We start from the raw sequence: 18,894 nt of genomic DNA, 5'->3' as shown, positions 1-18,894 counted from the left end.
CTTTTTGCCGTACGCGAACCGTGAGCAAACGGCTACGCCCCGCCTGTCCGGGGGCTGGACCGGCGCGCACCGCACGGCCCACTTCGCGTAGATTGCCGGACAGGCAGCCGGATGCGCGCGAGGGGACGGCAGGCAAGTGGCAAGGGCAAGGCAGGCCGTGGGCGAGGCCCGCAGGATCGTCGTCAAAGTGGGCTCCTCGTCGCTGACCACCGCCGCGGGCGGCCTGGACGCCGACCGCGTCGACGCGCTGGTCGACGTCCTCGCCAAGATCCGCAGCGGGGGAGAGAGGGAGATCGTCCTCGTCTCCTCGGGCGCCATCGCCGCGGGGCTCGCCCCGCTGGGCCTGCGCCGCCGCCCCAAGGACCTGGCCCGCCAGCAGGCCGCCGCCAGCGTCGGCCAGGGCCTGCTCGTGGCCCGCTACACCGCCTCCTTCGCCCGCTACGGCGTCCGTGTCGGCCAAGTCCTGCTCACCAGCGACGACATGAGCCGGCGCGCCCACCACCGCAACGCCTCCCGCACCCTCGACAAACTGCTGGCCATGGGCGCCTTCCCCATCGTCAACGAGAACGACACCGTCGCCACCGACGAGATCCGCTTCGGCGACAACGACCGCCTCGCCTCCCTCGTCGCCCACCTCGTCCACGCCGACCTGCTGGTGCTCCTGTCCGACATCGACGGCGTCTACGACGGCGACCCCGGCAAGCCGGGCACCTCCCGGATAGCGGAGGTGCGCGGCCCCGAGGACCTCACCGGGGTCGAGATCGGCAGCGCGGGCAAGGCGGGCGTCGGCACCGGCGGCATGGTCACCAAGGTCGAGGCCGCCCGGATCGCGGCCGCCGCGGGCATCCCGGTGGTGCTCACGAGCGCCGTCCACGCGGCGGAGGCGCTCCACGGAGGCGACACCGGCACCTACTTCCACCCCACCGGCAAACGCTCCGCCGACCGGCTGCTGTGGCTCCAGCACGCCTCCACCCCGCAGGGATCCCTCACGCTGGACGAGGGCGCCGTCCGCGCGGTCGTCGAGCGGCGCAAGTCGCTGCTGCCCGCCGGAATCGCCGCCGTGGAGGGCGAGTTCAGCGCCGGCGACCCCGTCGAGCTGCGCGACGGCAGCGGGCACGCGGTGGCCCGCGGGCTCGTCAACTTCGATGCCAAGGAGATCCCCCAGCTGATCGGACGTTCGACCCGGGAGCTGGCGCGCGAACTGGGCCCGGCGTACGAACGCGAGGTCGTACACCGGGACGACCTGGTGCTCCTGCACCCGTGACTCCCGTCGAACTGCCAGTAAAACGGGGCGTATGGAATGCCCCGGTGGGGGACGTTCCGTAAAACCGCCACGCGGAGCCCTGCGGCCTGCTCAACTTTGACTCAGAGGCATGTTGCAGGGACACGTTCCGTCGAGGGGCATTGCGTGAAGGAGGCCGTCGTGAGACGAGTGCGCCCTGGGGCGGCGTCCCGCGGTGCTCTGACGAGCGTCGCGCCCGGGGACACCTACCAGGACTACGAGGAGCCCAAGGACCTGCCCCGCCTGTGGCACGTCACCCTCAGCGTCTCCGGCAAGAAGGTCGCGCTGCCGGACCTGCGGCGCGCCCTGGAACAGCTCGCCCACGACCACCCCTTCCTGCTGACCAGCAGATACGCGAGCGACCACGCGGAGATCCGGTACTGGGAGGAGGCCCGCGACCTGCACGACGCGGCCGCCGTCGCGCTGCGCCTGTGGGGCGAGCACCGGCAGAGCGCCGGACTGCCGCCCTGGGAGATCGTCGGCCTGGAGGTCATCGACCGCGAGACCTACCACCAGCGCATCGCCGACGGCTACGGGCCCGCGCCTGCGACACCTGTCGGGGTACATCCGTTCTGACCAGGGTGACGTGGAGGCACAGAGCGGCGGGGGCTCGTCCCTTTTGACCCGTCTCGGGGTGTGGGACGACGGCTGAACCGCCGCGCGCCGCGCACTACCCTTCCCCCATGACCACGCTTTCGCCGTACGACTCCATGTCCCCGGTCACCCAGGCCGCCTACCGGGCCAAGGCCGCCGCCGCCGACCTCGCGCCGCTCCCGCGCGCCGTGAAGGACGACGCGCTGCTCGCCATCGCCGACGCCCTGGAGGTCCGGACCGGCGAAATCGTCGAGGCCAACGCCAAGGACGTGGCCAAGGCCCGGGCGGGCGGCATCAGCGAGGCCATCGTCGACCGGCTCACCCTCACCCCCGAGCGGGTCCGCGCCATCGCCTCCGACGTCCGTGACGTCGTGAAGCTGCCCGACCCGGTCGGTGAGGTCGTCCGCGGCTCCACCCTGCCCAACGGCATCGACCTGCGCCAGGTCCGCGTCCCGCTCGGCGTGGTCGGCATCATCTACGAGGCCCGCCCGAACGTGACCGTGGACGCCGCCGCCCTGTGCCTGAAGTCCGGAAACGCGGTGCTGCTGCGTGGCTCGGCCTCCGCGTACGAGTCGAACACCGCCCTCGTCCGGGTGATCCGGGACGCCGTGGGCGGGGCCGGGCTGCCCGCCGACGCCGTGCAGCTCGTACCCGGCGAGAGCCGCGAGTCCGTGCGCGAGCTGATGCGCGCCCGCGGCCTGGTCGACGTCCTCATCCCGCGCGGCGGCGCCTCCCTGATCCAGACCGTGGTCAGCGAGTCCACCGTCCCCGTCATCGAGACCGGCACCGGCAACTGCCACGTCTACGTCGACGCGGCGGCCGACCTCGACATGGCGATCGACATCCTGATCAACTCCAAGGCGCAGCGGGTCAGCGTCTGCAACGCCGCCGAGACCCTCCTGGTCCACCAGGACATCGCCCCCGAGTTCCTGCCGCGCGCCCTCGACGCCCTCGCCGAGGCCGGGGTGACCGTCCACGCCGACGAGCGGGTCCTCGCCTACGCCAAGGAATCCAAGGCCACCGTGGTCGAGGCGACCCCGGAGGACTGGGAGACCGAGTACCTCTCCTACGACATCGCCGCCGCCGTCGTGGACTCGCTGGACAAGGCCGTCGAGCACATCCGGCTGTGGACCTCCGGCCACACCGAGGCCATCGTCACCACCTCCCAGCAGGCGGCCCGCCGCTTCACCCAGCTGGTCGACTCCACCACCGTCGCCGTGAACGCCTCCACCCGCTTCACCGACGGCGGCCAGTTCGGCTTCGGCGCCGAGATCGGCATCTCCACCCAGAAGCTGCACGCCCGCGGCCCGATGGGCCTGCCGGAGCTGACCAGCACGAAGTACATCGTCACCGGCGACGGGCACGTGCGCCGCTGACGGGTCTGACCAAAAGGCGTCTCACCAGGCAGACGAATTTCCATACCGTCTGCCCAAATTGACCCCCCAGGTCTACTCTGGATCCGTGCCGGAGGACGTGGGGGGCACGCCGTTCCCTGACGGCTGGGAGCCCGACGACGACCACGACCACGGGGTGTCGGACGATGAGTTCGCCTCCGTGGTCTTCGACGAGGCCTTCGTACGCGCGGCCGTGGTGCACGAGCCGAGCGCGGTCGAACGCCTCCTGGCCGCCGCGCAGGCCAGAGCCGAGGCCTCCGAGGCAGAAGCCCGCCGCGCCCACGCCAGAGGCGATCACTACGAGGACGGGTACGGCCCCGAGGGGACCGATTTCGGTCAAGATCGGGACGACGACGAGCTGGACGACACCTACGTCCTCGGTGACCACCGCGGCCCCTTCGGGGCCTACGGCAAACAGGTCCGCTGGCACCGGCCCGTCGCCTGGGTGCTCGCCCTCGTGATGGGGATCGGCATGGTCGCGCTGGCCTTCGCCGCGGTCTACCGGGGCGCCTCCTCGGGCACCCGCGACCGGGTGCCCGCCCCCGCCTCGACGGGCCTGGAACAGGGCAGTGCCGCGGCCCCCTCCGTTTCCGCCGACTCGGCCCAGCCGGCGATCTCTGCGATCCCGCGAACGCCCTGAACACCCTGCCGCGCTCCTGGTGAGAACCTGTCAGAAGTTGTCGCGTAGCAGGGCGTTTACCTGAGGCCTACGAGACCTACTCTGAAAGTATGGGCGGGCCTGGAGACCCACCGGAGGGGACACCCGAGGGCGGCCCCGGCGGTGCAGAGGACGAGTACCGATCCGTCGTGTTCGACGAGTCGTTCGTCCGCGCTGCCCGCCTCCAGGAGTACTCCGCACAGGAGCGCATGGCCGATCATGCGCCCGCCGTCCGCCGCCGCCCGCCCCTGCACCGGGGGCTGACCCGGCAGGCCCTGATCCTCGTCCTGCTGATCGCCGTCGCCTTCGGCACCGCGATCTACATGGGCGTCCGCCACCCCTACAGCTCCCCCCAGGCCCGGCGCTCCGCCGAGCCCCTGCGGATGAGCGTCATCCCGCTCGCCCCGCAGGGCAAGGTGCCCGGCGCCGCGGACGCCGAGCTCCTGTACGCGCACAGCCCCGCCGCCCAGTTCGAGGTCGGCGCCGCGGGGATACCGCTGCCGGCCACCCGCAGCACCGCGCACTTCTCCGACAGCCAGGTCACGTCCGCCCTGAGCAGCGCCAGGAACTACCTCGTCCGTTCCTCCCTCGACCCCGACGTGCTCGCCGGCCGCCAGGTCCGGCCCGCCCGGTCCCTGCTCGACTCCGACCAGCTCGACCAGTTCGACCAGAGCTTCGACCACCCGGCGGCGGACGGCCGGCACAGCCCCACCGGCTGGGTGGTCCGCCTCGACCCCTCCCGCGCCCAGCTGGCCGACGACAGGATCCGCGTCCAGGGCACCCTGCAGGCCGCCGAGTCCGACTCGGCCACGCTGGAGGTCACCACCGACACGATCTTCGTCTACGCACTCCGCCCGACCGGCGCCGCCGCCGGAGCCCCGGTGTCCCTGTTCACCGTCCGCCGCGAGCTGACCTTCCGCTTCGACCGCGACAACCTGCGGGTGGGCCAGCTCCAGCTGGCCGGCTCCTACGCCCAGGCGGGCCCCCTGTCCTGCGCCGAGGACGCCACCTCCTACCTCCGCCCCCTCCTCTCCGGCCAGACAGCCCGCACCGGCGCCCCGGCCGGCACCAACCCCTTCGCAACGGACAGCGCAGCGTCCCTGTGCGGCACGCTGGCCCATGAGGCTCAGCCGAAGGTGTGAGGGTCACTGGTGGGGCTGCGCGTTCTGCGGCCCGGGCCGGCGGTGCCCCGCCCCGACGGGCCCGCTGCCGCCGACGCCGGCCCCTACTCCTCGTCCTGGGGCTCTGCGTCCCTCGGACCGTCCTTCGGACTGCCCTTCGGGGGAGCCGGGCTGGTGAAGCCGTTGAAGCCGCGGCGGACCCGGCCGCCCAGGTCGCCGGCGCCGCCCGCGATGTCCGTGACCAGCTTCATCAGCGGGTCCTTGGAGCTCTTGACATCGCTGGCATAGCTCGCGGCGGACTCGCGGAAGGAGTCGCTGACCGAGGTGTCCTTGTCCTCGTCACGGCGCGGGTAGTGCCCGTCCATGATCCGCTGGTAGTCCCGGGACTCGGCCCACTTCTTCAGCTCGGCCGCCCGGACCGTGGTGAAGGGGTGCGAGCGGGGCAGCACATTCAGGATCTTCAGCACGGAGTCCCGCAGATCGCCCCCGGAGTCGTACTCCTCGGCCTGCTCCAGGAACGCGTCCACGTTCATCTCGTGCAGATGATTGCCACCCGCGATCTTCATCAGCCCCCGCATCGAGGCCCGCACATCCTGCCCCACCAGCAGCCCCGCCCGGTCCGCGGACAGCTCCGACTTGCGGAACCACTCCCGCAGCGCCGTCACGATCGCCATGATCGCGAGATTGCCCAGCGGGATCCAGGCGACCCTCAGCGCCAGGGTCGTCAGGAACAGCAGGATCGTGCGGTACACCGAGTGCCCGGACAGGGCGTGCCCCACCTCGTGCCCGACGACCGCACGCATCTCCTCCTCGTCGAGCAGCTCGACCAGCCCCGTGGTGACCACGATGATCGGCTCGTCCAGCCCGATGCACATCGCGTTCGGCTGCGGATCCTGCGTGACGTACATCGGCGGGACCTTCTCCAGGTCCAGGATGTAACAGGCATCCAGCAGCATGTCGTTCAGATGCGAGAACTGCCGCTCCGAGACCCGCACCGAGTCGGAAAGGAACAGCAGCCTCAGGCTCCGCTCCGGAAGCAACCCGCTGAGCGCCTTGAAGACGGTGTCGAAACCGCTCAGCTTGCGCAGCGCCACCAGGGCAGAGCGGTCGGCCGGGTGCTCGTACGCGCGCGAGGAGATCCCCGGGAAGCGCCTGCGCTGCCTGCTCGGCACGCGCTCGTGCCCGGTCTGCTCGCGGCCGTCGTCGGACATGTCTTCCCCCATGTGCGTGTGAGTGCCCACTGTGCCCCCGAGGCAGAGGCCAGCCTAGGCGGAGATACCGTGGACGGGCAGTACAGCCGAAGGAGTCCACGTCATGGAGCATCACCCCGCAGCCACCTGGCTGACCGAGGCCGCCACCAGCGCCGTCCAGCAGCACGGGGCGGGGAATCTGCTCCGGATCGTCCTGATCGTGATGATCCTTGGCTGCGCACTGACCGCATGGCTCCTGCTGCGCGGCTACAAACGGAAGGACGACTGAAGGGCGGCGAAAGTTCCCCGCCGGCGGTCAACCCGCGCCCCGCGCCCGCCCCAACGGCGGAGTCGGCGTGATCGCCGCCGGGCCGCCCGCTTACGATGAGCCGACGTCTTTATACCGCCCACACGCGATAGGTCCTGACGAAGATGAGCTTCCACAGCGCCGCTGCCCAGTTGGTCACCCTCGCCGCCGAGGGCGAGGAGCACGGCGGCCACCACAACAGCCTGAACCCGGCCATCACCGGCGGCAGCGCCCTCGTCATCCTGCTGCTGCTCCTGTGGATCACCACCCGCTTCAACCGCGACCGCTGACCCCGGACACCGTCCCCGGCCGGGGCCCTCACACCGGGCCGGTAGGGTCTGCACGCATGGGAGAGCAGGACATGCCTACCGGTCCGGCGAACGAGACGGCCGTACACGCCGCCGACGCCGCTCAGCACGCCGACCCGGCGGCCGGCACGGCGCAGACCCCGGCGTACGGGCCGGGCAGCGGACCCGCCCACACGGGCAAGCGCCGCCTCGGTGTCATGGGCGGGACGTTCGACCCGATCCACCACGGGCACCTCGTGGCGGCCAGCGAGGTCGCCGCGCAGTTCCAGCTGGACGAGGTGGTGTTCGTGCCCACCGGCCAGCCGTGGCAGAAGTCCCACCGCAAGGTCTCCCTGGCCGAGGACCGCTATCTGATGACGGTCATCGCGACCGCCGAGAACCCGCAGTTCTCCGTCAGCCGCATCGACATCGACCGCGGCGGCCCCACCTACACCGTGGACACCCTGCGCGACCTGCGCGCCCTCAATCCCGACACGGACCTCTTCTTCATCACCGGCGCCGACGCCCTCGCGCAGCTGCTGACCTGGCGCGACTCGGAGGAGCTGTTCTCCCTCGCGCACTTCATCGGCGTCACCCGCCCCGGCCACCATCTGACCGACCCCGGCCTGCCGGAAGGCGGCGTCACGCTCGTCGAGGTGCCCGCGCTCGCCATCTCGTCCACCGACTGCCGCGCGAGAGTCGCCAAGGGCGAGCCCATCTGGTACATGGTGCCGGACGGAGTCGTGCGCTACATCGACAAGCGCGAGCTGTACCGCGGCGAGTGAGCCGAGAGGGGCTACCGGTGAACGACCGATACGACGCGGGGTACGGGAGCGACCAGTACGAAGTCGTCGGCTACGACGAGTACGGGCAGCCCGTGTACCGGCAGGTCGCGGCCCAGCGGCCGCAGCAGCAGACATACGACCCGTATGCCCAGCAGGGCTACGGCTACGACCCGTACGACACGGGCCGGCAGCAGCCCGCGCCGTCCTACGACCCGTACGACACCGGTCAGCAGCCGCCCGCCACGCCCCCCTACGACTCCTACGGCTCCCAGGCCCCCTACGACCCGTACGGGACCGGCGCCCACGGCGCCGGCGCCCCCTACGACCCCTACGGGCAGGCGGCGACCAGCGGGCAGCAGCCACGGGTCGCCGAGCAGACCGCCTACATCCCGCACCAGGCCGGCCCGGCCGAGGAGGCGCGGCCCCCGCAGGAGCCCGAGGAGCAGCCGGCCTCGGGCGAACGGGATTATCACACCGAACAGTTCGCCTTCGTGGAGGAACCGGACGGTGACTCCGAGGACGTCATCGACTGGCTGAAGTTCACCGAGAACCGCACCGAACGCCGCGAGGAGGCCCGCCGCCGCGCCCGCAGCCGGATCATCGCCCTCCTCGTCGTCCTCGCGCTCGTCGCCGTCGGCGGCGTCGGCTACCTCTGGTACGCCGGAAAACTGCCCGGCCTGTCCTCCTCCGGCTCCAAGAACGGCGCGGCGACACCGGCGGGCGCCCAGAAGCGCGATGTGATCGTCGTCCACCTGCACAACACCGGCAAGGGCGGAACCTCGACGGCGCTGCTGGTCGACAACACCACCACCGATCAGGGCACGACCGTCCTGCTGCCCAACTCCCTCGCGCTCACGGGCGACGACGGCTCCACCACGACCCTCGCCAAGTCGGTCGACGACGACGGCGCCTCCGGCACCCGCGACCAGCTGGGCACCGTCCTCGGCACTGACATCCAGGGCACCTGGCGCCTGGACACCCCGTATCTGCAGAACCTCGTCGACCTCGTCGGCAACATCGACGTCGACACCAACGCCGACGTGCCCGACCCGGACGCCAAGAAGAAGGGCGCGTCCCTGCTCGTCCACCAGGGCAAGGCCCAGACCCTCAGCGGCAAGATGGCCGTCGCCTACGCCACCTACCGCGCCGCAGGCGAGTCCCAGAACGCCCAGCTGGAGCGGTTCGGGCAGGTCCTGCAGGGCGTGCTGCGCAAGGTCTCCTCCGACGCCAGGGACGCCACGACGACCGTGCAGACCCTCGCGCAGATCCTCGACCCGCCGCTGACCGACAAAGACCTCGGCACTTTCCTGGCCAAGCTCGCCGACCTCGCCAAGGGCGGCGACTACAAGACGGCCCTGCTGCCCGTGGGGTCCGACGGCACACTGAGCGCGCAGACCAGCGACAGCGTGGTCAAGGACATCCTCGGCGGCACCGCCAAGAGCCCCGACGCGGGCTCCGCGGTCCGGGTCTCCGTCCAGAACGCCACCGGTGTGAGGGACGACACCGAGAAGGCCCGCGTGGTGCTCCTCAACGGCGGCTTCACCTTCCTCGAGGGCGGCACCGCGTCCGGCGTCCGGGCCACCTCCCAGGTGCTCTATTCCGATGCCGCCGCCAAGGCGAACGCCGCCGAGGTCGCCAAGACCCTGGGCCTGCCGGCCGGCGCCGTGGCCAAGGGCACCGTCTCCTCCGGAGCCGACGTCTCGGTCGTCCTCGGCCACGACTACAAGCCCGCCTCCTCCTGATACAAGCCCGCCTCCTCCTGACAGCGGCCGGGCGCACCCCACGTGCTGCCGTAATCACGTGGGGTGCGTCAGGCGGTCCGTGAGACCCTTGATGTCAAGTGACCGCCTGACGGAAAGCCATGTAGTGACCGCCACTGACCGTTCCATTGAGCTCATCAACACCGCCGCCCAGGCAGCGGCCGACAAGCTCGCCCACGACGTCATCGCCTACGACGTCAGCGACGTGCTGTCGATCACGGACGCATTTCTGCTGGCCTCCGCGCCGAACGACCGCCAGGTCAAGGCGATCGTCGACGAGATCGAGGAGCGCCTGCTGAAGGAACTGGGCGCCAAGCCGGTACGCCGCGAGGGCGACCGCGACTCCCGCTGGATCCTGCTCGACTACGTGGACATCGTCGTGCACGTCCAGCACAGCGAGGAGCGGGTCTTCTACGCCCTGGAGCGGCTGTGGAAGGACTGCCCCGAGATCGAGCTGCCCGCCGACGCCAAGGCCACCCGCGGCAAGGCCGCGGAGCACGCCAAGCTGCAGGCCGCCGAGGACGCCGACGAGCCGGGCGGGGAGTGGCGGTGAGCGCCACCGGCGAGGTGAGCGATCGCAAGGGCCGCGGCCGTCGCATCATCCTGTGGCGGCACGGCCAGACCTCGTGGAACGTGGAGCGCCGCTTCCAGGGCACCACGGACGTCGAGCTGACCGAGACCGGCGTCGGCCAGGCCCGCCGCGCCGCGCGCCTGCTCGCCTCCCTGGGGCCCGACACGATCGTCTCCTCGGACCTGCAGCGGGCGGCCCACACGGCCGCCGAGCTGGCCGCCCTCAGCGGTCTCGACATCATCCGCGAGGAGGGCCTGCGCGAGACCTACGCGGGCGTCTGGCAGGGGCTGACCCACGGGGAGATCATCGCCCGCTACGGCGAGCAGTACGCCGCCTGGAAACGCGGCGAGGCGGTCCGCCGCGGCGGCGGCGAACTGGAGACCGAGGTCGCCGACCGCGCCGCTCCCGTCGTGCTGCGGCACGCCGAGAAGCTGCCCGAGGACGGCACCCTCGTGGTGGTCAGCCACGGCGGCACCATCCGCACCACCATCGGCCGTCTCCTCGGCCTGGAGGCCCACCACTGGGAGAGCCTCGGTGGCCTCTCCAACTGCTGCTGGTCCGTGCTCGGCGAAGGCGCCCGCGGCTGGCGTCTGCTGGAGCACAACGCGGGCACCCTCCCGGAGCCCGTCCTCGGCGACGACGACTGAGCCGCCGAAGGGCCCGCCGTTTCCGGCCGGGGGCCCGGATTTCACTTTCCGGCAGGTCGCAGGCTAAAGTTCTTCTTGTTCGCCCCGCCGAGCGGGAAGAACACCAGGGGCTATAGCTCAGTTGGTAGAGCGCCTGCATGGCATGCAGGAGGTCAGGAGTTCAATTCTCCTTAGCTCCACTGGTCAACACTCTGTTGAGTGTCAAAGATCGGTGATGAGGATCCCGTCCCCTCAGGGGGCGGGATTTTCTGCGTTCCATCGTCGGATGATCTCAGTGATGTCCGCGGCCGTGGTGGGCCTGGCCTTCCACGACGGCGGCGACGGGAGAGTGCTGAGGACGCGGCGGACGCCGACGGGCTGCCGGCGACGTGATCGGGTGGCGGCGTTCGGCACACTGTTCCTGGACCGGTTTGAGTCACTCGGGGCCCTGCGGGCGTATACCTCTGCGGAGGCGTTCTCGGTGTGCGCGTGGGCACTGGCCGGAACGGCCGCAGTGGGGGCCGTGTCCGGACTGGTACTGAGGCGTCGCTGACCGTGTTGGTCCGGCCGTGGCAGAATCAAACGGCCGGAAGGGGGCGCGGCCCGACGGGAGGGAGTAGCGATGCCTGCGAGCATCCTTGAGGGGGGCGGCCACCTCCTCGGTGCGGCGTTGATACGGGATACGACCACCCGGCTCAGCTGCCCTTCCTGCGGTTCCGCGCATGTGGCCCAAGTTCTCGGCGACAACGGCGGAATCTCCTACGTGTGCACGGCCTGCGGCCACAGCTGGAGCTGATCGATGGGTGCACACAGGCGAAAGTGCGACTGGTGTGGGAGCGGTACGCCGATCGTCCGTGACATGGAGCCGATCAATGCCGACTACCAGTACTGGTGCGAGGAATGCGCGCGGGCGCTGATCATAAAGGGCGACCCGATCGAGACCTACCGCGAGCTGGAGGGCGAGCCGATCTATGGTCGCCTGCTCGAAGAGCACTGCACACTCAAAAGGTTCTACTCCTTCGTCACCGCTTGACCCGGTCCTGACCGCGGCCGGGGTCTCGGCAACGATGTCCGGGCCGGCACGAGGAACAGCACACCGGTCCCTGTGTAGCGGGCCGATACGGCCAACTGGGCACCCCTCTGGTGTAGTTCGGGTCGCCCGGTGCCCGTGTGCCCACAGCGGCAGTACCAGCGGCACCCACCACACCCAGTGGTGGGCCCACAACAGGGGACTGGCCGGCAGCGCGGTGACCGCGCAGGCACACCCCGCCCAGGGCCGCCGCCCCCGCAGCTCCGCCGTCACGGCCGCCGCGAGCCCCAGGGCGGCCGCCGTGGCCGCGGCAGCGGCCCAGGAGGCTCCCGGGGCGGATGCGGGCAGCAGACGGGCCAGAACGCCGCGCAGGGCCTGGTTGGCAGTGCCCTCGGCGTGCCCGGCCCGGTTCGCGCGGAACACCATGTCCGTCCAGAACCGCCGTGAGTCGTACGGCAGGACGGCCGCGCCGGCAGCGTCGCCCGGCGAACGCGGTGACCGCCCCGCGCGCGTGCCGCAGCCGCGGCCCTCCGTCCCCGCCCCGGCCGTAGCGCGGGGTCGTCCACACCGGCTCGCACCACACGGCCACCACCGCGACCCACCGGACGATCTCCACGCGCGCGTGGCCATGGACACCCGGCGCCGGGCTTCGGAAGACGCGATCGCGGTCACAAAAGCCGACATCAGTGCCCGTATGGGGGCAGAACGGAAACTGATTTGGTGATGCACCCGGGGGACCGTGTAATGTTGGCGTCGCCGCCGGGGAAACCGGGCGACACGGTCAATATGCGGCTCCGCCGCGTGGCGACAAGGGGCTATAGCTCAGTTGGTAGAGCGCCTGCATGGCATGCAGGAGGTCAGGAGTTCAATTCTCCTTAGCTCCACAGAAGTCGAAGGCGGATCATCCGAACGGATGGTCCGCCTTCGGCGTGTTCTGGGGTGTGCGATGCCCGGGCGCAATGCGACGGCGGGTCACCCGAGCCCGGGTGACCCGCCGTCGTGTGCTCAGCGTCCGAGGGCGCGGCGGCCGCGGCCCTGGGAGAGGACCGGCAGATTGCGCGACGGCGCCTGCCCGCGCGTGTCCTCCTCGATGCGCAGCGCCAGCGCCGGGCAGCGGCGCACCGCGCGCAGCGCCTTCGCCTCCGCATAGCGCGGCACCTGCGCCTGCGCCACGGTCGGGAAGCCGTCCGCGCCGAGTTCGAAGACCTCCGGGAGGATGTCCGCGCACAGGCCGTGGCCCCGGCACAGCGTCCAGTCGACGTAGATCTTCTGGCGGCTGGAGCCGGCCTCCTCGGGCTCTGCGCCGCCCGGGATGCCCGTAGGCGCCCTGCCCCCCTCGAAGAGCGGCAGAACGCCCTCCACGGGCCGTCCGCAGCCGTTTCCGAGGACATGGGCGGCCAGGTCGTCGGTGAACGCCTTGATGGTCGACTCCAGGAACATCGCGGAACCGTCCGGGTGCGAACACGCCCCGCGGCGCTTCACGTTCTTCGCGACCTGCTTCAGCGCCTCCAGAGCGGCCGGCCCGCCGCCGTTCAGGATGTCCTCCATGCCGCGCGCGGCGGCGGGCAGTCCGAGGTAGCAGGGGCCGCACTGGCCCGCGCTCTCCTCGGCCAGCCACTGCGCCACCCGCAGCGACTCGCCCAGCGGGCAGGTCTCCTGAGTGATCGGCAGGATCGCGCCGGCGCCCAGTGCTCCGCCCACCGCGTCCAGGGAGTTGCGGGAGACGATCGCCTCGTTGACCGTCGCCGCGTCGATCCACTTGCCGTGGTAGCCGCCGGTCAGCACGCCCTGCGGCACCGGCGGGGCGCCGGCCAGTTGCAGAACGTAGCGCAGCGGCACGCCCGTGGGGACCTCGATCACCATCGGGCGGGCCACCGCACCGGAGACCGTGAGCATGACGGTGCCCGGCTCGTCGTACAGGCCGGTGTTGCCGTAGCGCTCGGGGCCGATGCGGGCGGCGATGGCCAGCTGGGCGAACGTCTCCGCGTTCGACAGCAGCGTGGGCGCCCCGCCGACCCCGCTCTTCGAGGCGCTGATCTTGCGGCCGGGCGGGATCGCCGGGCCGCCGTCGACCGAGCGGATCAGCGACGCGGCGGCGCCGGTGACCATGCGCACGGGGTTGCGCTGCACCCACGCGCGCAGCGCCGACCTGCGGCTGTTGCTCAGGCCGCGTTCGGCGAGCGCGGCCTCCATGGAGCGTTGGGTGGACTCGCGGGTGACCCCGATGACGAGCGTGCGCGCACCGAGGGCCTCGGCGCACAGCAGGGCGCCGTCCAGGATGAGGTGCGGGGCACGGTTGATGAGCACCGTGTCCTTGCGGCAGGCCGGTTCGTCCTCACTGCCGTTGACGACGACGACCGGCCGTACCCCGCGCTTGATCGCCGACTCGGCGACCGAGCGCAGCTTCTTGTGGAAGGGGAAGCCGGCGCCGCCGCGGCCCTTGAGGTTGATGGCTTCGGCAAGCTGGGCGAGCTGTTCGCCGCCCAGGGGGTCGAGCGGCCCGTGCACCTTCAGGTGCATGGGCAGGTCGAGCCGCTCCACAAGGTCGAAACCCGACGTGAGCTGGGGAAGGCCGACTACGCGGACTTCGGGTACGTCGGGCAGGGCCTCGTTCACCTATAGCCTCCGGAAGGCATGTTCCAAGGTTCGCCCGAACCCGGCGCGTCGAAGGAGGCGCCGGGGGATGGTTCAGTGGCGGGACCGCTGTTGAACGTGTCACCGGAGTTGTACGTCCCATAGAGGGTGCTCGTCTCACCGGTGTCGTACATGTCACTTCCGCCGTATCCGCCGGTGCCCGAATTGCCGTAGACGGGGATGTTGTATCCGGTGTCCTGGAGCGGGTCGTACGCCGACGGCGGGGCTTCGCCGACCGGCGGCGGGGACGGGATCGGCCAGCTGCCCGAGGTGCTGGAGGGGCCGTCCACCCGCGGGACGGCCTCCGTCGCCTGCAGATCGAGCGGCAGGTCCATGCGCGCGGTCTGGCCGGCCGCGAACGGCTGCTGGGGGCGGCCCGGAGTGGACACCGCGCGGTAGGCCGCAGCGAAGCCGGTCGCGGGCTCCGCGGCAGGGGCGGCCGGGGACTGGTACAGCGGGGCGGCCGCCGGACCCGCGGGCGAGGCCTTGGGCTCGCGCCGGCCCTCGAAGCCCTGCGGGGCGGACTCGGCGACTCGGGAGCGGCTCGCCTCCAGGTCGTCGAGGTCCGGCCGCTCCGAGCTGCCCAGGAGGGCGACGAGCCGGTCGGCGACCTTGCGCTTGAACGGGCGCGGAGCGGAGCGCAGCGCGAGGGCCCCCATGACGCCCAGCAGGGACAGGCTGTAGAGGATCACGAAGATCGGCTTGGCCTGGCGACCCGCGTAGAGTCCGTGGATCAGCGCCGCACACCAGGCCGGATAGGCCAGCATGTGCATGGCCCGCCAGCGCGCGGCGACGGGGGCCGGGGTGGCGAAGTTGCTGCGCAGGGCTCCCGTGATGCCCACGAAGATCATCAACAGGCCCGCCAGCGAGCCCAGGCCGATCAGGCCGCCGCTTCCGGTGACGCCGAGCGAGAACGGGATGATCGCGGCGATCAGCTGGGTGTGGTCCAGCGCGATCTTGGTGGTGATGTGCAGCAGCAGGAACGCGATCGAGGCGACCGCGGTCGTCCGGTGCACCGCCTGGCCCACGATCCGCTGGCGCGTGTTCAGGAAGATCCGGTCCTGGGCGAACAGGCCCCAGATCACCGAGCAGCTGAGCGAGACGAGGGACAGCACGCCCGCACCGAAGTTCAGGAACTCGCGGAACTGGCTGCCTCCGACCAGCACGACCACGGGTATGAGCAGGAGGACGACTGCGGACGCCACCCCATAGGCCGACCGGCCCGGTTTGGGGAGCGAGCTGTTACTACGACGAGGGTTCATGGGGGCAACTCCGAGCAGTTTCGGGAAAGCGGTCCCGCTGCCGAACTCTAAGTGGCGCCATACCGATCAGTACGAGGTTTGAGTTATTGCGTTGTTATCAAAGGACAATGCGACTGGATCGATGTCCCTTAGTGGGTGTTACGCGAAGTAATCCTTGACCTTCGTTCAGTTCTGGTCGGGTTCGTGGCATGTCAACAAGGCATACGGAAGCGCGTCGCGGCTTACTCAAGGGCTGCGGTACCCTAGCGCCATGCGTGCCGTACGCCTTCTGCTTAGCGGGCCGCGCTGATCAGTACCGACCCCCGGTCGAGCCGTGTGGTCGGCATCGGCGCGGCGTCCCCTCCTGTGCGAGGGGATTTTTCGTTTCTTGAATGTCACAGCCGCAGGCAGAGACGATCGATGGAGCTTTGAGGATCATGAGCGAGACGAACCCCGCTGCCACCACCGAGGTGGCCGCGCCGCACCGCTACACGGCCGCCGTGGCAGCCGAGGTCGAGGCACGCTGGCAGGACTTCTGGGATGCCGACGGCACCTACGCGGCGCCGAACCCGAAGGGTGACCTGGCCGGAGACCCGGAGCTGGTCGCGAAGCCCAAGAAGTTCATCATGGACATGTTCCCGTACCCCTCGGGTGCGGGCCTGCACGTCGGCCACCCGCTGGGCTACATCGCCACCGACGTCTACGCCCGGTTCCAGCGCATGACCGGCCACAACGTCCTGCACACCCTGGGCTTCGACGCCTTCGGCCTGCCCGCCGAGCAGTATGCCGTGCAGACCGGCACGCACCCCCGCGTGTCCACCGAGGCCAACATCGAGAACATGAAGTCCCAGCTGCGCCGGCTGGGCCTGGGCCACGACAAGCGCCGGTCGTTCGCCACGATCGACCCGGACTACTACAAGTGGACCCAGTGGATCTTCCTGCAGATCTTCAATTCCTGGTACGACGACGAGGCCGGGACGGCCCGTCCGATCTCCGAGCTGATCGCCCGGTTCGAGTCCGGTGCGCGCCCGGTCCCGGGCACCACGCGCGCGTGGAGCGAGCTGAGCGGCAGCGAGCGCGCCGACGTCCTGAGCGAGTACCGCCTGGCCTACGCCTCCGACGCGCCGGTCAACTGGTGCCCCGGCCTGGGCACCGTGCTGGCCAACGAGGAGGTCACCGCCGACGGCCGCTCCGAGCGCGGCAACTACCCGGTCTTCAAGGCCAAGCTGCGCCAGTGGAACATGCGCATCACCGCCTACGCGGACCGGCTGCTGGAGGACCTGGAGGAGCTGGACTGGCCCGAGGCCATCAAGCTGCAGCAGCGCAACTGGATCGGCCGCAGCGAGGGCGCCCGCGTCGACTTCCCGATCGACGGCGAGCGCATCACGGTCTTCACCACGCGCCCGGACACCCTGTTCGGCGCCACCTACATGGTGCTGGCTCCCGAGCACCCGCTGGTCGAGAAGTTCACCCCGGACGCCTGGCCCGAGGGCACCCACGAGGTGTGGACCGGCGGCCACGCGACCCCGGCCGATGCCGTCGCCGCCTACCGCGCGCAGGCCGCCTCGAAGTCCGACGTCGAGCGGCAGGCCGAGGCCAAGGACAAGACCGGTGTCTTCATCGGCGCGTACGCGACCAACCCGGTCAACGGCGACCAGGTCCCCGTCTTCATCGCCGACTACGTCCTGATGGGCTACGGCACCGGCGCGATCATGGCCGTCCCGGCGGGCGACCAGCGCGACTTCGAGTTCGCGCGCGCCTTCGAGCTGCCGATCCACTGCATCGTCGAGCCGACCGACGGCCGCGGCACGGACACGTCGACGTGGGAAGACGCCTTCGGGTCGTACGACGCGAAGATCATCAACTCCGCCAACGACGAGATCTCGCTGGACGGCCTGGGCGTCGCCGAGGCCAAGGCCCGCATCACCGAGTGGCTGCAAGGCAAGGGCATCGGCGAGGGCACCGTCAACTTCCGCCTGCGCGACTGGCTGTTCAGCCGCCAGCGCTACTGGGGCGAGCCCTTCCCGATCGTCTACGACGAGGACGGCGTCGCCCACGCGCTGCCCGAGTCGATGCTGCCGCTGGAACTGCCGGAGGTCGAGGACTACAGCCCCCGCACCTTCGACCCGGACGACGCGAACACCCAGCCCGAGACCCCCCTGTCGCGTAACGAGGAGTGGGTCAACGTCACCCTGGACCTGGGCGACGGGCCGAAGAAGTACCGCCGCGAGACCAACACCATGCCCAACTGGGCCGGTTCCTGCTGGTACGAGCTGCGCTACCTGGACCCGCACAACAGCGAGAAGCTGGTCGACCCCGAGATCGAGCAGTACTGGATGGGCCCGCGCGAGGGCCAGCCGCACGGCGGCGTCGACCTGTACGTCGGCGGTGCCGAACACGCCGTGCTGCACCTGCTGTACGCGCGCTTCTGGTCCAAGGTCCTGTACGACCTGGGGCACGTCTCCTCCCCGGAGCCGTTCCACAAGCTGTTCAACCAGGGCATGATCCAGGCCTACGTCTACCGCGACAGCCGAGGCATCGCGGTGCCGGCCGCCGAGGTGGAGGAGCGCGACGGCGCCTACTACTTCCAGGGCGAGAAGGTCACCCGCCTGCTGGGCAAGATGGGCAAGTCCCTGAAGAACGCGGTGACTCCGGACGAGATCGCCGCCGAGTACGGTGCCGACACGCTGCGCCTGTACGAGATGGCGATGGGCCCGCTGGACGTCTCCCGGCCGTGGGACACGCGCGCGGTGGTCGGCCAGTTCCGGCTGCTGCAGCGGCTGTGGCGCAACATCGTCGACGAGAACACCGGCGAGGTCACCGTCACCGACGCCGAGCCCGACGAGGAGACGCTGCGCGCCCTGCACAAGGCGATCGACGGCGTGCGCCAGGACCTGGAAGGCCTGCGCTTCAACACCGCCATCGCCAAGGTCACCGAGCTGAACAACCACCTGACGAAGGCCGGTGGCGCGGTGCCGCATGCGGTCGCCGAGCCGCTGGTGCTGATGGTCGCCCCGCTGGCCCCGCACATCGCCGAGGAGCTGTGGCGCAAGCTGGGCCACACCGACTCGGTCGTCCACCAGGACTTCCCGGTCGCCGACCCGCAGTACGTGGTGGACGAGACCGTGACCTGCGTCGTGCAGATCAAGGGCAAGGTCAAGGCCCGGCTGGAGGTGTCGCCGGCCATCTCCGAGGAGGAGCTGGAGAAGGTGGCGCTGTCCGACGAGAAGGTCGTCGCGGCGCTGGACGGCGCGGGCATCCGCAAGGTGATCGTGCGGGCGCCGAAGCTGGTGAACATCGTTCCCGCGTGACAGTTCACGCAGGACAGTTCCTGTGTGACACAGGAAGCCGGGTGCACCTGGCGTCGGGGTAGTCCCCTACGGGCAGGTTCGGGGTTTTTCTGGAACTCCGGGC

Annotated in this window: 17 protein-coding genes, 2 tRNA genes and 1 pseudogene; 16 read left to right on the top strand and 4 right to left on the bottom strand. The window is 70.6% G+C overall.

All coding sequences use genetic code 11. The annotated features are described in order from the left end of the window. Nucleotides 1–157 precede the first annotated feature (157 nt). The 5 genes from proB (at nt 158) to AQI88_RS34170 (ending at nt 5,070) form a co-directional block, all read left to right on the top strand. The gene (proB, locus tag AQI88_RS34190) at nt 158–1,264 is read left to right on the top strand and encodes a glutamate 5-kinase (protein WP_067006925.1); all 1,107 of its coding nucleotides are present in this window, start codon (nt 158–160) and stop codon (nt 1,262–1,264) included. A gap of 159 nt (nt 1,265–1,423) precedes the next feature. Continuing rightward, entirely contained in the window at nt 1,424–1,858 is a 435-nt protein-coding gene (locus AQI88_RS34185; protein ID WP_067007007.1) for a hypothetical protein, read from the top strand. Between the two features lie 107 nt (nt 1,859–1,965). Next, nucleotides 1,966–3,252, top strand: coding sequence for a glutamate-5-semialdehyde dehydrogenase (locus AQI88_RS34180; protein WP_067006922.1), 1,287 nt, complete (start codon nt 1,966–1,968; stop codon nt 3,250–3,252). 85 nt (nt 3,253–3,337) lie between these two features. Continuing rightward, the gene (locus AQI88_RS34175) at nt 3,338–3,910 is read left to right on the top strand and encodes an SCO2584 family spore wall biosynthesis protein (protein ID WP_067006919.1); all 573 of its coding nucleotides are present in this window, start codon (nt 3,338–3,340) and stop codon (nt 3,908–3,910) included. Between the two features lie 89 nt (nt 3,911–3,999). Next, nucleotides 4,000–5,070 (top strand): SCO2583 family membrane protein, encoded by a 1,071-nt coding sequence (locus tag AQI88_RS34170; RefSeq protein ID WP_067006917.1) that lies wholly within the window; start codon nt 4,000–4,002, stop codon nt 5,068–5,070. Between the two features lie 83 nt (nt 5,071–5,153). Here the strand turns inward: AQI88_RS34170 and AQI88_RS34165 are convergent, their stop codons facing one another. Further along, complete coding sequence (locus AQI88_RS34165) at nt 5,154–6,260, bottom strand: M48 family metallopeptidase (protein WP_067006914.1); 1,107 nt, start codon at nt 6,258–6,260, stop codon at nt 5,154–5,156. 103 nt (nt 6,261–6,363) lie between these two features. On the opposite strand from AQI88_RS34165, the gene AQI88_RS45350 reads away from it, so the two are divergent. From AQI88_RS45350 to AQI88_RS34130, 9 genes are all read left to right on the top strand, one after another. Further along, the gene (locus AQI88_RS45350) at nt 6,364–6,528 is read left to right on the top strand and encodes a hypothetical protein (protein ID WP_107118746.1); all 165 of its coding nucleotides are present in this window, start codon (nt 6,364–6,366) and stop codon (nt 6,526–6,528) included. Nucleotides 6,529–6,671: 143 nt separating this feature from the next. Next, entirely contained in the window at nt 6,672–6,836 is a 165-nt protein-coding gene (locus AQI88_RS46860) for a hypothetical protein (RefSeq protein WP_167357499.1), read from the top strand. A 56-nt stretch (nt 6,837–6,892) separates the two neighbouring features. After that, nucleotides 6,893–7,618, top strand: a complete 726-nt coding sequence (nadD, locus tag AQI88_RS34160; RefSeq protein ID WP_067006911.1) for a nicotinate-nucleotide adenylyltransferase — start codon at nt 6,893–6,895, stop codon at nt 7,616–7,618. A 17-nt stretch (nt 7,619–7,635) separates the two neighbouring features. After that, entirely contained in the window at nt 7,636–9,360 is a 1,725-nt protein-coding gene (locus AQI88_RS34155; protein ID WP_067006908.1) for an LCP family protein, read from the top strand. 124 nt (nt 9,361–9,484) lie between these two features. Next, nucleotides 9,485–9,931 (top strand): ribosome silencing factor, encoded by a 447-nt coding sequence (gene rsfS / locus AQI88_RS34150; RefSeq protein ID WP_067006905.1) that lies wholly within the window; start codon nt 9,485–9,487, stop codon nt 9,929–9,931. Next, on the top strand, nt 9,922–10,596 hold the full coding sequence (locus AQI88_RS34145) for a histidine phosphatase family protein (RefSeq protein WP_067006902.1): 675 nt from the start codon (nt 9,922–9,924) through the stop codon (nt 10,594–10,596). Before rsfS ends, AQI88_RS34145 begins: the two co-directional genes overlap by 10 nt. Before the next feature lie 106 nt (nt 10,597–10,702). After that, nucleotides 10,703–10,775 (top strand) — tRNA-Ala (locus tag AQI88_RS34140). Between the two features lie 422 nt (nt 10,776–11,197). Then, nucleotides 11,198–11,371 (top strand): hypothetical protein, encoded by a 174-nt coding sequence (locus tag AQI88_RS45345; RefSeq protein WP_107118745.1) that lies wholly within the window; start codon nt 11,198–11,200, stop codon nt 11,369–11,371. A gap of 3 nt (nt 11,372–11,374) precedes the next feature. Beyond that, nucleotides 11,375–11,608, top strand: coding sequence for a hypothetical protein (locus tag AQI88_RS34130; protein WP_067006897.1), 234 nt, complete (start codon nt 11,375–11,377; stop codon nt 11,606–11,608). 255 nt (nt 11,609–11,863) lie between these two features. Here the strand turns inward: AQI88_RS34130 and AQI88_RS48030 are convergent. Further along, nucleotides 11,864–12,031: pseudogene (locus AQI88_RS48030) on the bottom strand (glycosyltransferase 87 family protein); the annotation flags it as partial. A 385-nt stretch (nt 12,032–12,416) separates the two neighbouring features. Between AQI88_RS48030 and AQI88_RS34125 the strand changes: the two are divergent. Further along, nucleotides 12,417–12,489 (top strand) — tRNA-Ala (locus AQI88_RS34125). A 121-nt stretch (nt 12,490–12,610) separates the two neighbouring features. Here AQI88_RS34125 and AQI88_RS34120 read toward each other — a convergent pair. After that, the gene (locus AQI88_RS34120) at nt 12,611–14,221 is read right to left on the bottom strand and encodes an NADH-quinone oxidoreductase subunit NuoF family protein (protein ID WP_067006894.1); all 1,611 of its coding nucleotides are present in this window, start codon (nt 14,219–14,221) and stop codon (nt 12,611–12,613) included. Further along, a complete protein-coding gene (locus tag AQI88_RS34115; RefSeq protein WP_208615982.1) occupies nt 14,218–15,501 on the bottom strand; it encodes a cytochrome b/b6 domain-containing protein in 1,284 nt (427 codons plus the stop codon). The genes AQI88_RS34120 and AQI88_RS34115 overlap by 4 nt, the downstream gene beginning before the upstream one ends. 416 nt (nt 15,502–15,917) lie before the next feature. Between AQI88_RS34115 and leuS the strand changes: the two genes are divergently transcribed. Further along, nucleotides 15,918–18,791, top strand: a complete 2,874-nt coding sequence (gene leuS, locus AQI88_RS34110) for a leucine--tRNA ligase (RefSeq protein ID WP_067006887.1) — start codon at nt 15,918–15,920, stop codon at nt 18,789–18,791. Nucleotides 18,792–18,894 lie beyond the last annotated feature (103 nt).

Origin of the sequence: Streptomyces cellostaticus, assembly GCF_001513965.1 — a bacterium.
Lineage (GTDB): Bacteria > Actinomycetota > Actinomycetes > Streptomycetales > Streptomycetaceae > Streptomyces > Streptomyces cellostaticus.
The sequence above is the reverse complement of the archived record's forward strand: the minus strand, read 5'-3'. Positions and strand labels throughout refer to the sequence as shown.

Bases quoted from the DNA above. Each gene is read 5' to 3' on its own strand.
- AQI88_RS34180 (WP_067006922.1), top strand. From the start codon at position 1,966: ATGACCACGCTTTCGCCGTACGACTCCATGTCCCCGGTCACCCAGGCC.
- AQI88_RS34170 (WP_067006917.1), top strand. From the start codon at position 4,000: ATGGGCGGGCCTGGAGACCCACCGGAGGGGACACCCGAGGGCGGCCCC.
- AQI88_RS34165 (WP_067006914.1), bottom strand. From the start codon at position 6,260: ATGTCCGACGACGGCCGCGAGCAGACCGGGCACGAGCGCGTGCCGAGC.
- AQI88_RS45350 (WP_107118746.1), top strand. From the start codon at position 6,364: ATGGAGCATCACCCCGCAGCCACCTGGCTGACCGAGGCCGCCACCAGC.
- AQI88_RS46860 (WP_167357499.1), top strand. From the start codon at position 6,672: ATGAGCTTCCACAGCGCCGCTGCCCAGTTGGTCACCCTCGCCGCCGAG.
- nadD (WP_067006911.1), top strand. From the start codon at position 6,893: ATGGGAGAGCAGGACATGCCTACCGGTCCGGCGAACGAGACGGCCGTA.
- AQI88_RS45345 (WP_107118745.1), top strand. From the start codon at position 11,198: ATGCCTGCGAGCATCCTTGAGGGGGGCGGCCACCTCCTCGGTGCGGCG.
- AQI88_RS34130 (WP_067006897.1), top strand. From the start codon at position 11,375: ATGGGTGCACACAGGCGAAAGTGCGACTGGTGTGGGAGCGGTACGCCG.
- AQI88_RS34115 (WP_208615982.1), bottom strand. From the start codon at position 15,501: ATGAACCCTCGTCGTAGTAACAGCTCGCTCCCCAAACCGGGCCGGTCG.
- leuS (WP_067006887.1), top strand. From the start codon at position 15,918: ATGAGCGAGACGAACCCCGCTGCCACCACCGAGGTGGCCGCGCCGCAC.